The sequence below is a fragment of the Methylobacterium sp. 1973 genome (assembly GCF_040545035.1).
Classification (GTDB): Bacteria; Pseudomonadota; Alphaproteobacteria; order Rhizobiales; family Beijerinckiaceae; genus Methylobacterium; species Methylobacterium fujisawaense.
On sequence record NZ_JBEPLA010000001.1, the window covers coordinates 244,721 to 257,931 of the forward strand.

Annotated in this window: 11 protein-coding genes; 5 read left to right on the forward strand and 6 right to left on the reverse strand. The window is 68.7% G+C overall.

Going from position 1 to position 13,211, the window contains the following annotated elements:
- Positions 1–29: 29 nt before the first annotated feature.
- From ABIC70_RS01190 to ABIC70_RS01215, 6 genes are all read right to left on the reverse strand, one after another.
- The gene (locus ABIC70_RS01190; protein WP_354438656.1) at positions 30–1,676 is read right to left on the reverse strand and encodes a porin; all 1,647 of its coding nucleotides are present in this window, start codon (positions 1,674–1,676) and stop codon (positions 30–32) included.
- A gap of 995 nt (positions 1,677–2,671) precedes the next feature.
- Positions 2,672–4,324 carry a porin gene (locus ABIC70_RS01195; RefSeq protein ID WP_043357381.1) on the reverse strand — a complete coding sequence of 551 codons (1,653 nt, stop codon included), beginning with the start codon at positions 4,322–4,324 and terminating at the stop codon, positions 2,672–2,674.
- Positions 4,325–4,716: 392 nt separating this feature from the next.
- The gene (locus tag ABIC70_RS01200; protein WP_043385596.1) at positions 4,717–5,406 is read right to left on the reverse strand and encodes a hypothetical protein; all 690 of its coding nucleotides are present in this window, start codon (positions 5,404–5,406) and stop codon (positions 4,717–4,719) included.
- A 124-nt stretch (positions 5,407–5,530) separates the two neighbouring features.
- Positions 5,531–5,809: a winged helix-turn-helix domain-containing protein gene (locus ABIC70_RS01205; RefSeq protein WP_342142342.1), complete on the reverse strand. Its 279-nt coding sequence runs from the start codon at positions 5,807–5,809 to the stop codon at positions 5,531–5,533.
- Positions 5,810–5,916: 107 nt separating this feature from the next.
- On the reverse strand, positions 5,917–6,525 hold the full coding sequence (locus ABIC70_RS01210; protein ID WP_051045111.1) for a HupE/UreJ family protein: 609 nt from the start codon (positions 6,523–6,525) through the stop codon (positions 5,917–5,919).
- Positions 6,526–6,640: 115 nt separating this feature from the next.
- Positions 6,641–7,180, reverse strand: a complete 540-nt coding sequence (locus ABIC70_RS01215) for a PilZ domain-containing protein (RefSeq protein WP_354438657.1) — start codon at positions 7,178–7,180, stop codon at positions 6,641–6,643.
- A gap of 393 nt (positions 7,181–7,573) precedes the next feature.
- Between ABIC70_RS01215 and ABIC70_RS01220 the strand changes: the two genes are divergently transcribed.
- From ABIC70_RS01220 to ABIC70_RS01240, 5 genes are all read left to right on the forward strand, one after another.
- Positions 7,574–9,061, forward strand: coding sequence for an ABC transporter substrate-binding protein (locus ABIC70_RS01220; protein WP_354438658.1), 1,488 nt, complete (start codon positions 7,574–7,576; stop codon positions 9,059–9,061).
- Positions 9,062–9,074: 13 nt separating this feature from the next.
- A complete protein-coding gene (locus ABIC70_RS01225; RefSeq protein ID WP_043385603.1) occupies positions 9,075–10,019 on the forward strand; it encodes an ABC transporter permease in 945 nt (314 codons plus the stop codon).
- Positions 10,020–10,233: 214 nt separating this feature from the next.
- On the forward strand, positions 10,234–11,148 hold the full coding sequence (locus ABIC70_RS01230; RefSeq protein WP_342142339.1) for an ABC transporter permease: 915 nt from the start codon (positions 10,234–10,236) through the stop codon (positions 11,146–11,148).
- Positions 11,145–12,173, forward strand: a complete 1,029-nt coding sequence (locus ABIC70_RS01235; RefSeq protein ID WP_502915930.1) for an ABC transporter ATP-binding protein — start codon at positions 11,145–11,147, stop codon at positions 12,171–12,173. Before ABIC70_RS01230 ends, ABIC70_RS01235 begins: the two co-directional genes overlap by 4 nt.
- Positions 12,170–13,093, forward strand: a complete 924-nt coding sequence (locus tag ABIC70_RS01240) for an ABC transporter ATP-binding protein (RefSeq protein WP_354438660.1) — start codon at positions 12,170–12,172, stop codon at positions 13,091–13,093. Before ABIC70_RS01235 ends, ABIC70_RS01240 begins: the two co-directional genes overlap by 4 nt.
- Positions 13,094–13,211 lie beyond the last annotated feature (118 nt).

Sequence of the window (13,211 nt, forward strand, 5' to 3'; positions counted from 1 at the left end):
GGACCACGCGCCGCCACCGGCTTTGCCGATCAGAAGTCGCGCTGGACGCGGAAGCGGACCTGCGAGACCGAATCCTGCGTCACGGTGCGCGGGACGAAGGTGCCGGCGTTGATGCCGGCGACGTTGGCGTAGGCGGTGGGGCTCTTGTCCAAGTCGATCACGCGGCCGCTTTTCACGCCGACCTGGGTGTAGAAACCCTCGACGCCGATATCGAGATCGCGGACCGGTGACCAGATGAGGCTGGCGCCCGCCACGACCTGATAGGTGTCGCGCACGGCCTCGCTGAGCGCGTAGAACCGTGTCCCCGGCAACCCGACGGCGCTGGCGCCGAACCTGTTGGCGCCTCTCGGATTCGCCAGTCCGAAGATCGCGCCCTGCCCCAGCCGGGCGCTCCGATCGAAATCCTGCTCGCCGTACGATCCGAAAAAGGCCGAGCGCCATTCCGGCGTCCAGTAATGCAGAAACGACGCGACCGCCGAGAAGGCCCGCGACTCCCGCAGCTGGCCGGTGAACGGGTCGATCGTCGCATCCGAAAAATACTGATTGAATTTCTGTCCGTGATATCCGGCGCTGGCTTGCGTATAGCTACCGGCGAAGGCCGAATATCCGGCATAGATCTGCGCGCCATTGCTGTAGGCACTTTGCAGGTAGAGGGCGTCACCCAGCGCGATGAACGGGGTGTTGATCTTCAGGCCGCCCTGGACCGCCCAGCCATACGCGGTGCTGGTGTGCGGGATGCTGAGGTTGGAGCCGGTGCCGATACCCGCGCCGTTCTGCACGTTGCCGACGTTCAGCTCGTGGACGGCGGCCGAGACCTGAGCCGAGCCCCAGGCCTGGTCGAGGCGCAGGGCGCCGACGATGTCGGGCACGCGCGAGCGCTCAATCGCGTCGACGAAGCTGTACCGCGAGGGTAGACCGTCGGTGTAGCCGATGAACACCGGCGCGGGTGCGCTGGTTTGCGCGAAGTTCGCGAGCGTCGCATTGTTCTGGAGACCCGCCGGATTGTTGGTCGGCGAGAAGATCGGGCTGCGACGGTAGACCGGATCTTCCGCCGAGACCGTGGTGGACAAGCCGTTGCCGAACGTTGCCGTATAGGCGAGCAGGTTCGTCGAGGCGACGTCGGAGCCAGCGGTGGCACCGTAGATCTCGAAATCGTGGGCGTAGAAGTCGAAGAACGAGGATGCACGCCCGGCGGTCAGCCCTGCGAACTGGATGAACGCCTTGTCGGCATTCACGTGCTGCTGGTCGCGGCCGAACTGGTCGATGCCCAAGCCCGGAAAAGCGTTGCCGATGCGCTGCTGGGTCCCGGACGTGATGTAGCCCGTCCGCGCGATGGCATCGAGGCGCGCGAAGGCGCGGAGCGTGCCGTAGGCGGTCTGGGTGCGGGCATCGAGGTTGATGCGCATCTGGCCCTGAAATCCGGCCGTGTCGCCGAGGTTCGTGCCGAACTGCCGCCCGTAGCTGGTTCTGTAGCCGCCCTCGAAACGGGCGCGCCCCGAGAGCCGCAGGCAGGTGTCGGTGCCGGGGATGAAGAAGAAGCCGGGGCCGTATGCGCCGCAGACGCGGACATACGCGACGGGCACCGCCGTCCTGGCCGGCAGGTCGGCGGCCTCTGCGACACCCACCGTCGTGATCGCCGCCACGGCCCCGAGCAATACCGATTCCAAATAGTTCATTGAGACCCCCCGATCCCTCAATATTTACGACACAACGAAAGAGTAATTATCTCCCCCTTGGGAAACACGGAGTCCAATCCGGGTCTCCGTTCACTGATTTCGTCCCAAGCCGAGCAGATACGTCGACAACACTGTGCGCGTGATCATATCTGGGCAACAAGAAATCTCTCATTGGAGCAACAGTTTCGTTTTTGTTGTAGATCAGCAACATTTTATATTTTAATACTGAAGTCGTATTGGATTTTTACTTTGTTCATTCCGCAAAATAATCGAGTGTCTTCTTCCCGATGGAGGCCATCTCATCGATCAAAGACACCGCAGAGGCGCGCGAAATCCCTCCGTCCGAGGCGGCTGCAAACGCCAGTTCCGGACACTCCGCGTCGCCGGAGCAGCCGCGATGGACCGGGCCGAAGGCCGCTACGGACCCGCAGCGCGGCGTGATTCCGGGGCGCCGATTCGGCGTGCGAGCGGCCCTCGTCCGGGCCATCGATCAGGATTGAGAAGGGATCGCGGGCCCTGACCCGGCCCAGGGCACGGCCGGTTCATCCCGACACAGGGTCCCGGCTTCGCTCGCGGACGGGGCGGCGAGAGAGGGGATCGTGCGCCGATGGCGCGGCTCTCTCGACCCGGAATCCGCACTATCGCGAATTGCCGAAGCAGGCGGACCCGCGCTCCGCGTCGGCGTGGAGAGGCGTGCGGCCCGGACCCGAACAGGCGGCGGGACGGCCCGACGCCTCGGTTCGACGCATAGGGGAAGTTGCAAGCGAGATGGTGCCTGCGTGCGCCGGGACGGGCGCCGGAGGGCGGCCGAATTGCTTCGGCGCCGTTCTCGACAGGCGCGATTGTGGAGCTCGATCAGGCCGCGTGACGACGCGCCGCTTCGCGCGTCCAGAAGGGCGACCACAACGAAAAAGGCCCGGCCGAAGCCGAGCCTTGAGGTTCCTGAAGCACGGGGACCGTTGCCGAGACCGAAGCCCCGGCGCCGGTAAAGCGGCTTAGAAGTCGCGCTGGACGCGGAAGCGGAAGGTGGAGACGCTGTCCGACGTCGTGGTCCGCGGCACGAAGGTGCCGTTGTTGATGCCGGCGACGTTGGCGTAAGCGGTCGGGCTCTTGTCCTTGTCGATCACGCGGCCGTTCTTGACGCCGATCTGGGTGTAGAAGCCCTCGACACCGATATCGAGATCCTTCACCGGCGACCAGATGATGCTGCCGCCCGCCACGAACTGGTAGGTGTCGCGCAGCGCCTCGCTCAGGTTGTAGAAGCGCGTGCCCGGCGTTCCGACTGCGTTGGCGCCGAAGTTGATCAGGCCGAACGGGTTGGCGACCGCGTAGGCGATACCCTGAGCGGCGCGGGCCGCCCCCGAGAAGTTCATCTCACCGTACGACCCGAAGAAGGCCGAGCGCCACTCCGGCGACCAGTAGTGGAGGTACGCAGCCGTCGCGGAGAAGCTCGTCGACTGCTGCATCTGGCCCGTGAACGGGTTGAGCGTCGCGTCGTTGAAGAACTGATTGAACTTCTGGCCCTGGATCGTCGCCGCGTTCTGCGAGTACGAGCCGCTGAACGAGGAGTAACCGGTGTAGAGCTGAGCGCCGGAGCCGTAGGCACCTTGCAGGTAGAGGGCGTCGCCCGGCGCGATGAACGGCGTGTTGATCTTCAGGCCGCCCTGTACCGCCCAGCCGTACGAGTTGCTGGTGTGCGGGATGCTGATGTTCGAGCCGGTGCCGGTACCGGCGCCGTTGGCGACGTTGCCGACGTTCAGCTCGTGCACGGCGGCCGACAGCTGAGCCGAACCCCAGGCCTGGTCGAGACGCAGGGCGCCGACGACGTCGGGCATGCGCGAGCGCTGGATCACGTCGACGAAGCTGTAGCGGGTCGGCTGGCCGTTGGTGTAGCCGATAAACACTTCAGCCGGCGAGTTGGACTGAGCGAAGTTGGCGAGGTTGGCGTTGACCGTGGCGCCGGCCGGGTTGTTCGAGGCCGAGAAGATCGGGCTGCGGCGGAAGACCGGATCTTCGGCCGAGATCGTGGCGGACAGGCCGTTGCCGAGCGTCGCCGTGTAGGCGAGCAGGTTGGTCGAGGCGATGTCCGAACCCGCGGTGGCGCCGGCGAACTCGAAGTCGTGGGCGTAGAAGTCGAAGAACGACGAGGCGCGACCGGCCGTCATGCCGGCGAACTGGATGAACGCCTTGTCGACGTTCACGAACTGCTGGTCGCGGCCGAAGCTGTCGATGCCGAGGCCCGGGTAGGCCTGACCGATACGCTGCTGGGTGCCGGACGTACCGACGCCGGAATAGCCCGTGCGGGCGCCGGCATCGAGGCGGACGAAGGCGCGCAGCGTGCCGTAGGCGGTCTGGGTGCGGGCATCGAGGTTGATGCGCATCCGGCCCTGGTAGCCCGACGTATCGCCGCCGTTGGCATTCTGCCGTGAGTAGCTGGTCATGTAGCCGCCCTCGAACCGGGCGCGGCCCGAGATACGCAGGCAGGTGTCGGTGCCGGGAATGTAGAAGAAGCCGGCGCCGTACGCGCCGCAGACGCGGACGTACTCGATCGGAACCGCCTTCTTGACCGGGAGGTCGGCGGCATGAGCTGCGCCTACCGCCGCGAACGCAGCAGCAGACCCGAGCAATGAGCTCTTCAAGAGCTTCATAGACATCTCCAAAGCTTCGAGACCCAATGATGCGGACGTGCCCGGTTGTCCGGGTCTAGCCGCACGTTCTGTAGGTTTGGCCCGCGTCTTAGGTGGCAGGCTCCTGCGGGCTCTCGCTTGGCGATGCCCCCGTGCACGATCACCATGTGCGAACGGGTTTCGGCGAGCAACGAGGATTCGTGAGCGCCTTGGCAGTTCCAGAGTGATGTTGCGGTCCCGCAACATTCCCCGGGTGATTTAGTCGGCAACGGGTCGCGCAATGTGCACGAATGCTGTCCTGACAGGCCGATGTGCCGCGTCGACAGGCAGGACGCCGCCCGGCTCGGATCCCGGGCCGTGCGGCGCGTCAGCGTCTCGCGATTCGCCGGCGACGGGGCGCCGGCAGATTTTTCTCACATGGGCGGCGTCAGGCCGTCCTTGCCGACGGCGACCCGCCGGGCGGTGACGCGGCCGTCATCCCCGCGCGCAACGATCACGAAGACCTTGGCGCCGGGTGCGACGGCCGACGCGGTGGCAGGCTCGAAGCTGACGACCGGCGCCTGCGGCGGCACGAGGATCTGCAAGGACTGGCCCTGGCCGTAATCGACCGTGAGGGTCCGCTCCGCGCTGCCGCTGCTCGCCTTGACCGTCCCGTTGGTCATCGCGCTCTTCACGCGGGGCGCGTCCGGCGCGGTCGCATGCACGTCCGCCTTCACGGTGCCGTTCGTCATGGCGCTCTTCACCGGCGCCCCGGCCGCCGTGCGGTCGGGAATCATGTCCCAGTCGTAATGCCCCTCGCCGGTGCCGCGCATCGCCTCGGGGAACAGGACGACCTCGAGGGCCACCGGGGGCTCGCCCTTGGTGGCCGTGCCGATGAAGACGCCGTCCTTGATCGCGTCCAGGCTGGACGGGACGACCCAGGAAACCTTCGCGTCGGGGGCGAGCGCCACGGATTCCGACGCGCCGTCCAGGGTCTTCACGGTGAAGCCATCGCCGGAGACCGCTTCGACGGTGCCGCGCAGGCGCTCGATCTTCGGGGCCGCCTGCGCGCCGGTGACGACGGCCAACAGGCTCGCCAGGACGAGCGTCGGTAACTTTGTCATGTCGGGTCCTTTTCCTGCCGCCGGGATCGATGCGACCGGCGGGACGTGGGGCGGCGTGGGGCGAGGTCAGCCCCGGGGGGCCTGTGACATCGCACCCCGGATATCGCGCCCGGGCCCGGGGCGGTTACGTGTCCCCGACCTGCCCGAGCCGCCCCAGGAACGGGGCGGCCGCCGCCTCCGCGGCCGCCTCCACGGCCCGGTACCGGCGGACCACATCGGTTCCGAAGTCCGAGAGACGGGCGCCGCCTCCGGCCCGCCCGCCGGTCTGCGCCTCGACCACGGGCCGGCCGAAACCGGTGTTCATCGCCTCCACCAGCATCCACGCCCGCCGGTACGACATCCCGAGCGCGCGGCCGGCCGCCGCGATGGAGCCGTGCTCGGCGATCATCTCCAGAAGCCGCACCTTGCCGGGACCGAGGCGGTGCCCCGGCCCGAGATCGATGCGAATGCTCAGGCGCGGCCCTTCGCCTGCGGCGGAGGCGCGACCCGGGACCCTATCGGCCGCCGCACTCAGGCGGGCAGCACCAGAAGGGCGAGACCGGCCGCGGCAAGGCCGGCACCGAGGGTCGGCGCCGCCCGCGTCGCCCCGATCCGGGCCGCCGCGACGCCGAGGCCGATCCCGGCCGCGTGCAGGAGCGCGGTGGCCGCCAGGAAGCCGAGTCCGAAGGTCAGGCCTGTGGCGGTCTCCGGCATCTCGGTCCCGTGGGCGTAGCCGTGGAACACCGCGAAGACGCCGACCAAGCCGGCCAGGAGGGCGACCGGCGCGCGCAGGCCGATGATGGCGGCAAGGCCGAACACGACGATGGAGAGCGCGATCCCGACCTCGACATGGGGCAGCGCGAAACCAACCATGCCCAGGCCGGCCCCCACGCTCATCAGCGCCAGGAAGGACAGGGGCAGCGCCCAGAGTGCGCGTCCGCCGCGCAGGCTGGCGAGGAGGCCGACCGCCACCATCGCGAGCACATGGTCGGCGCCCATCAACGGGTGGAGGAAGCCTGCCTCCGCGCCCGTCGCGGCTCCGTGGCCCGGATGGGCGAGCGCCGCCTGGGGCAGCAGGATGAGCGCGGCCGGCAGGAGCGCCAGGGACGCGGCGGGTCGGGAGGAGAGCAGACGCTTCATCGGAAATCCTTCGCTGGATCTGCGAAGATGTAGCGCCGTTCCACCGCGGCTGCGAGGGGCCGGCGGCCATCGCCGCGGGGCGCCTCCCCGGATCAGGCCGCCCCGGGTCGGCGCGTCAGAACGACATCGCCTCGTGGACCGCAGCCGGCTCGAACGGCTCCGTGAAGGCGACCCCGACGCCGTGCGCGAAGTGGCGCATCACCGTCGCGGCCTTGTGCCCCACCTGGATGGTCGCGCCGAGCTCCAGTTCGTGGTCGACGAGCAGCGCCACCCCGGAGGCTGAAACGTTGAGCACATGCCCCAGGAAGGCCTGGCCCGAGGCCGTCGTGACCTGGACGATCTTCTGCTTCGGCACGATCCGCTTGTGGGCCCGGATCGGCTCCGGCTGCAGGTCCTGGGCGCGCGCCAGCGTCACGAACTGTCGGGCGAGGTCGGCGAGGATCGCGCGGCCACCCCGGACGCAGGCGACGAATTCCTGACCGGCCACTTGGGCGATGCGCGCTTCCAGCGTCCCGACATGGCGGATGCTGCAGGTCAGGTCCTCGCCGATCGCCAACAGCGAGGAGGAGCGGAAGCGGATCCCCTCCGTCGAGACGTCGGCGGTCACGGCGTAGAAGTCGCGACGGCGCTGGTTCCAGCACAACGCAGGCAACATGACGACGTGCCGCCGGACCATCACACCTGCATCATCAATAGGAATACACAGCCTGTCTTTTGCGGCCCAAAATTTTTCCGGGTTGTTCAGGCGATCTATAAAATTGGACTTATCTCAGGCCCTGTACAATCCCTCTCGATCCGGACCTTCGCATCGCGAACGCGGTCGGCGCCGGGCCTGCGGGGGGCGCCGATCGGATGCGGCGCCGGCCCGAGCCGGGAGACCCGGGCCGGATTGCCGCGGGAAACCGAATACAAGATGCAGATTGGTCGCATGGCATGGATGCTGCCTGGGATTGTGCATGCCAGGAGGCTGCGCGACAGTGTCGCCCGTCTCCCGGATCGGCTGCGGCCGATCCGTGCCGCCCTCTCCGCCTGCATCCGGACTGGTCTCATGTTGCGTCTCGCCGCCTGCCTCCTTGCCGGTTTCACCCTCGCCGGGCCGGCCGCCGCGCAGACCCTGCGCTACGGCATGATGGAGGATCCGGACGCCCTGGATCCGACGCTCGCCCGTACCTTCGCGAGCCGGATGGTCTTCGCCGCCCTGTGCGACAAGCTCGTGGATATCGGGCCGGACCTGAAGCCGGTGCCGCAGCTCGCCACCTCCTGGGAGCTGTCGCCGGACGAGAAGGCGCTGACCCTGCACCTGCGTCCGGGCGTGCTGTTCCACGACGGCGAGAAGCTCGACGCGGCCGCGGCCAAGTACTCCATCGAGCGGCATAGGACGATGCCGGGCTCGCAGCGCCGGTCGGAGATCGCGCCGATCGACTCGGTGGACGTGGTCGACGACCTCACCGTCCGCATCAACCTGAAGCAGCCCTTCGCGCCGCTGCTCGCGCAGTTCACCGACCGGGCCGGCATGATGGTCTCGCCGAAGGCCGCCGAGCGGCTCGGCGACAAGTTCGCCTCCGCGCCGGTTTGCGCCGGGCCGTACAAGTTCGTTGAGCGGGTGCCGCAGGACCGGATCGTGGTCGAACGCTTCCCCGACTACTGGAACAAGGACGCGATCCACATCCAGCGGATCGAGTTCCGGCCGATCCCCGACGCCACGGTCCGGCTCACCAATCTGCGGGCCGGGCAACTCGACCTGCTGGAGCGGCTCGCCCCCACCGACGTTCCGCAGGTGAAGCGCGACGCCAAGCTGAAGCTCGAGTCCACCACCGAACTCGGCTTCCAGGAGATCCTGTTCAATCCCAACAAGGCCGGCTCGCCGGTGGCCGATCCGAAGGTTCGCGCCGCCTTCGAGGCCGCCATCGACCGCAACGCCATCAATCAGGTCGTCTACAACGGCGAGTTCCTGGCCGGGAACCAGTGGGTCAACCCGAAGAACCCGAACTACGTCGCCGAATACCCGATCCCGAAGCGGGATGTGGCCAAGGCCAAGGCCCTGCTCGCCGAGGCCGGCAAGCCGAACCCGCAGATCACGCTCACCGTCTACGCCAACAGCGAGTCGCCGCAGGTCGGTCAGGTGATCCAGGCGATGACCAAGGAGGCCGGGTTCGACGTGAAGATCCAGGCCGTGGACTTCACCACGGCGCTCGATGCCGCCGACAAGGGCAATTACGAGGCGCAGCTCTATTCCTGGAGCGGCCGGTCCGATCCGGACGGGAACACCTACAGCTTCCTCGCCTGCAAGGCGGCGCTGAACTATCCCAAATACTGCAGCCCGGAGGCCGACGCGGCCCTCCAGGCAGAGCGCGGCACCATCGATCCGGCCAAGCGCAAGGCCGCCTGGAAGGCCCTGGCCGATCAGGTGCTGAAGGACCGGCCCGGCATCTACATTCTGCATCGCAAGCTGCTCTGGGCCTACAGCCAGAAGCTCTCGGGCTTCGTGCCCTATCCGGACGGGCTCGTGCGCTTCACCGGACTGAAGTTCAACTGACGCTGCGCGCCTGATGCTTCGATTTCTGGCCCGACGCCTCGCCCTGGCGATCCCGACCCTGATCCTGGCCTCGATGATCATCTTCGCCCTGCAGCAATTGCTGCCGGGGGACGTCGCCACCGCGCTGACTGGCGAGGAGCGCGACCCGCAGGTGATCGCCTTCATCCGCGAGAAGTACCACCTCGATGAGCCCCTGCCGGTACGCTACGCCTACTGGGCCGGCGGCGTGCTGCGGGGCGATCTCGGCGAGTCGATCCGGTTGCAGAAGCCGGTCTCCGAGCTGATCGTCGAGAAGCTGCCGGTCACCCTCGAACTCGCCTGTCTCGCCATGCTGGTGGCGCTGGCCATCGGCGTACCGATGGGTGTGCTCTCGGCGGTGAAGCGCGGGCAGGCCGCCGACACGATCGCCAACGGGATCGCCCTGTGGGGCCTCTCGGTGCCGAACTTCTGGCTCGGGATCCTGCTGATCCTGCTGTTCTCGGTGGAACTCGGCTGGCTGCCGGCCTCGGGCTACGTCTCGCCGTTCGAGAGCCTGTCGGACAACCTCGCCGCCATGGTGATGCCGGCCTTCGTGCTCGGCAACGCCATCGCGGCGGTGATGATGCGCCACACCCGCGCGGCGATGCTGGGCGTGCTCGGCTCCGACTACGTCCGCACGGCCCGGGCCAAGGGCGTCTCGCCCCTGCGGGTCACCCTGCGGCACGCGCTGCCGAACGCCGCGATCCCGATCATCACCCTGGGGGCGCTGGAATTCGGCCAGCTCCTGTCGGGGGCGGTGCTCACCGAGCAGGTCTTCTCCGTGCCGGGCTTCGGGAAGCTGATGGTCGATGCCGTGTTCAACCGGGATTTCGCCACCGTGCAGGGCGTCGTGATCTGCACCGCCGCCACCTACATCGCCCTCAACCTCGCCGCCGACCTGCTCTCGGCCGCCGTGAACCCGAAGCTCAGGCGGGCATGAGCGCAATGATTGCCCGCGCCTCGCTCTCGCAGTCTTCAGAGCTGCGACTTCGGGAGTTACAATTGAGTGCACAGAGTGAAGCGCGGGTCCCCTCTCCCGCACGGGAGAGGGAGCGCGTCGCATCTCGCACTGGCCGGCCTGAAACCGTCATGGGCTGGGCTGAAAAGCAGTGTGCGCGGATCATACTCATCGCTGCCAACCCCGCGAGCCCCCGATGAGCACCGGCACCCCCATCGCCGAAGCCACCGGCCTCGCGGCCCCCGCGGGCACGCCGGCCCTCATCCAGGAACCCGGCACCCTCGCGGCCTTCTGGCGGCGCCTGCGCGCGCGCAAGAGCGCCGTCGCGGGCCTCGTCATCGTCGGCCTGCTGATCCTCATGGCGGTCTTCGCCCCCTGGATCGCCCCCTACGATCCCACCGCCACCGACTGGGGCAACGTCCGCGGCGCGCCGAGCCTCGCGCACCCGTTCGGCGGCGACGAGGTCGGCCGCGACGTCCTCTCGCGGATCATCTTCGGCGCCCGCGCCTCCCTCGGCGCCGGCCTCGTATCGGTGGCGCTGGCGGTGTCCCTCGGCCTGCCGCTGGGACTGCTCGCCGGCTACGCGGGCGGCTGGATCGACGGGGCGATCTCGCGCCTTACCGATGCACTGCTCGCGATCCCGTTTCTGATACTGGCGATCGCGCTCGCGGCCTTCCTGGGCCCCAGCCTCGTCAACGCGATGATCGCCATCGGCCTCTCGGCGACCTCGACCTTCATCCGGCTGACCCGGGCGCAGGTACGCGCGGTGGCGGCGGAGGAGTTCGTGGAGGCGGCCCGGGCCATGGGCAACCCGCCCTGGCGGATCGCCCGGGTCCACATCCTGCCCAACATCGTGCCGGCGATCCTCGTGCAGGCGACGCTGACCATCGCGGCCGCCATCATCGCGGAGGCGAGCCTGTCCTTCCTCGGCCTCGGCCAGCAGCCGCCCGAGCCGTCCTGGGGCGCGATGCTCAACACCGCCAAGAACTTCATGGACGAGGCGCCCTGGATGGCGATCTGGCCCGGCCTTTCGATCTTCCTCGCCGTCCTCGCCTTCAACCTGTTCGGCGACGGCCTGCGGGACGCCCTCGATCCGAGGCAGCGCACATGACAGCGTCCATGACCAAGCCTCTCCTCGACGTCCGCGATCTCGCGGTCGCCTTCGACACCGACGGCGGCGCGGTCCACGCCGTCAACGGCGTCTCCTACACCCTGCACGAGGGCGAGACGCTGGGGATCGTCGGCGAGTCGGGCTCCGGCAAGAGCGTGCACGTGCTCGCCATGCTGGGCCTGATCCCGCGCCCGCCCGGCCGCATCACCGGCGGGCAGGTGCTGTTCGAGGGGCGCGATCTCCTCGCTCTGAAGGAGCGGGACCTCCGAAAGGTTCGGGGCGGCGCGATCGGCTTCGTGTTCCAGGACCCGATGAGTTCGCTCAACCCCGGCATGACCGTAGCGGCGCAGATCATCGAGCCCCTGCGCATCCATCTGGGCCTCGACGCCCGCGCCGCCCGCGTCCGGGCGAAGGAGCTGCTCGACCTCGTCCGCATCCCGAACGCGGGAGCGCGCCTCGACCAGTACCCGCACGAGTTCTCCGGCGGCCAGCGCCAGCGGGTGATGATCGCCATCGGCCTGAGCTGTCGCCCGAAGCTGCTGATCGCCGACGAGGCGACCACCGCCCTCGACGTCACCGTCCAGGCCGAGATCGTGGGCCTGGTGCAGGAGTTGAAGCGCGAGCTCGGCATGGCGATCATCTGGATCACCCACGACCTCGGCGTGGTGGCCGGCATCAGCGACACCGTGCAGGTGATGTATGCCGGCCGGATCCTGGAGCGCGGCCCGGTGGACGACATCTTTTCGGATCCCCGCAACGCCTACACGCTGGGGCTTCTGCGCTCCCTGCCGGACCTCTCCGGCGGCCGGGCTGGGCGCCGTCGCCTGCACCAGATCGAGGGGGCGCCCCCGGACATGCGCCACCTGCCGCCGGGCGATCCCTTCGCGCCGCGCAACGCCTACGCGACGCCCCGGTGCCGGGCCGAGATGCCGCCCCTGGCGCAGGCGCCCGGCGCCGCCCCCGGCCACCTCGTTGCCGCCTGGTACGACCTGCCGCAGCTTCTGAGCCGGGAGGCCGCGCGATGAGCCCGCAGGACTATCCGGTCGTCTCGGTGCGGGACCTGTCCAAGCACTATCCCCTGCGCTCGTGGTGGGGCGGCAAGGCCTCGGTGTTCCGCGCCGTCGAGGGGGTGAGCTTCGACATCCGTCCCGGCGAGACCCTGGGGCTCGTCGGCGAATCCGGCTCCGGGAAGTCCACGATCGGCCGGGCCGTGACGATGCTCAACCCGCCGACATCCGGCACGATCGCCTTCGAGGGCACCGACCTCGCCAAGCTCTCGGCGGGGGCGATGCGGAGGATGCGCGCCCGGATGCAGACCGTGTTCCAGGACCCCTACGCGGCCCTCAACCCGCGCATGACCGCCGGAGACTATGTCGCCGAAGCCTTCAAGCTGCACCGGCGGGACATGCGGAGCCCGGAGCGGCGTGAGGCCGTCGCGGCGCTGTTCCAGCGGGTCGGGCTCGATCCGCGGTTCATGGGGCGCTACCCGCACCAGTTCTCGGGCGGCCAGCGCCAGCGCATCTGCATCGCCCGGGCGATCGCCCTGAAGCCCAGCTTCATCGTCGCCGACGAGCCGATCGCGGCGCTCGACGTCTCGATCCAGGCGCAGGTGGTGAACCTGCTCCAGGACCTGCAGGACGAGATGGGGCTGTCCTACCTGTTCATCTCCCACGACCTGCGGATGGTCCGCTACCTCTGCCACCGGGTCGCGGTGCTCTGGCGCGGGCGGATCGTCGAGATGGCCGAGGCCGACGCCCTCTACGAGGATCCGCGCCATCCCTACACGCGCCGCCTGCTCGCGGCCGTGCCGGTGCCGCACCCGGCCGAGGAGCGCGCCCGGCTCGCCGCGCGGGACATCGCCGGCCACGACCAGCCGCCGGACGGGCCGCTCATTGAAGTGGCGCCGGGGCATTGGGTGGCGATGCCCGAGGGTCAGGGCGCGTGACAAGCGCACTTTCTCTTTCCCACCCTCCTCCCTCATCCTGAGGTGCGAGCGCAGCGAGCCTCGAAGGAGGGCTCCAGCGAGCCGCACGATCCCTGGAGCCCTCCTTCGAGGCCTCCGC